This is a genomic window from Pseudonocardia sp. ICBG1142 (assembly GCF_020496255.1).
Lineage (GTDB): Bacteria > Actinomycetota > Actinomycetes > Mycobacteriales > Pseudonocardiaceae > Pseudonocardia.
Genome location: NZ_JAHLJC010000028.1, coordinates 1 through 1,277 on the forward strand (window position 1 = coordinate 1; position 1,277 = coordinate 1,277).

Consider the following 1,277-nt stretch of genomic DNA (forward strand, 5'->3'; position numbering starts at 1 on the left):
GGGCGTCGATGTTGGCAAGGCTATCCTGACACAATGGACGTTCCCACCCGCCAGGCGGAGTCCGGCCGGTCCGTGTTGCGGGGGTCGCTGGGGGCCTTCCGTGGACGGCTCGCCGCGGCGTCGGCGCTGTTCTGCGGCCACCAGGCGGGTGAGGCACTCGTCCCCGTCCTCGTCGGGGTGGTGATCGACCGCGGGATCGCGGCCGGCGACCCCGTCGCCCTCACCGGCTGGTTGCTGGTCCTCGGACTGGACTTCCTGTTCCTGTCCACCTGCTACCGCTTCGGCGCCCGGCACGCCTGGTCGGCCGACGTACGCGGCGACGCCCGGCTGCGGCTGCAGGTGGCCGGGCGGCTGCTCGACCCCCGCGGCGGCGCCGAGGCCGGACGGCTGCCCGGTGAGCTGGCCTCGATCGCGGTGTCCGACGCGAAACGTGTCGCGGTGGTCAGCTTCATGCTCCCGCTCGGGCTGGCCGCGGTGACCGCGGTCGTCGTCGCGGCGATCGCGCTGCTCACCATCTCGCTGCCGCTGGGGCTGCTCATCCTGCTGGGCTCCCCGCCGCTGCTGTGGGCGATCCAGCGGATCGGCACCCCGCTGGAGCGGCGCAGCCACGCCGAACAGGAGCGGGCGGCCGCGGCCTCCGGGGTCGCGGCCGACCTGATCGACGGCGTCCGGGTGCTGAAGGGGCTCGGGGTCGAGCCGGCGGCCCAGCGTCGCTACCGTCGGGTCAGCCGGGTCCGCAGCGTGGTCACGATCGTCGCCCGGAGATCGTCGTCGAGCGGATGCCCCGCGGCGGGGACGACGAACAGGCCCAGCCAGTACCCGTCGTCGGGGAGGTCCACGCCGACGACGAGGGCCTCGGTGATCTCCTCCATCGTCTCCAGGACGTCGTAGAAGTCGCCGGTGCCCAGACGCACGCCGTGGCGGTTGAGGGTGGAGTCCGAGCGGCCGTGGATGGAGACGCTGCCGTCGCCGTGCACGGTCACCCAGTCACCGTGCCGCCAGACGCCGGGCCAGGTGTCGAAGTAGGAGTCGGTGTAGCGGCGCGCGCCGGGGTCGTTCCACAGGTGCACCGGCATGGACGGCATCGGCTGGGTGACCACCAGGTCCCCGACCTCGTCGACGACCGGGTTCCCGTCGTCGTCCCAGGCGGCGCAGTCGACCCCGGCCAGGCGCCCGCCGATCCGCCCGACCCGCACCGGGGAGTACTCGTTCGCCCCGACGAAGGAGCCGGAGATGTCGGTGCCGCCGCTGGTGGAGTCGACCCGCAGGTCGGCGAG

General features: G+C 73.7%; 2 pseudogenes. One reads left to right on the forward strand and one right to left on the reverse strand.

From position 1 onward, the window contains the following. Nucleotides 1–33: 33 nt before the first annotated feature. Nucleotides 34–663: pseudogene (locus KPL59_RS13885) on the forward strand (ABC transporter transmembrane domain-containing protein); the annotation flags it as partial. 50 nt (nucleotides 664–713) lie between these two features. Here the strand turns inward: KPL59_RS13885 and KPL59_RS13890 are convergent. Continuing rightward, a pseudogene (locus KPL59_RS13890) lies at nucleotides 714–1,277 on the reverse strand (acetoacetate--CoA ligase); the annotation flags it as partial.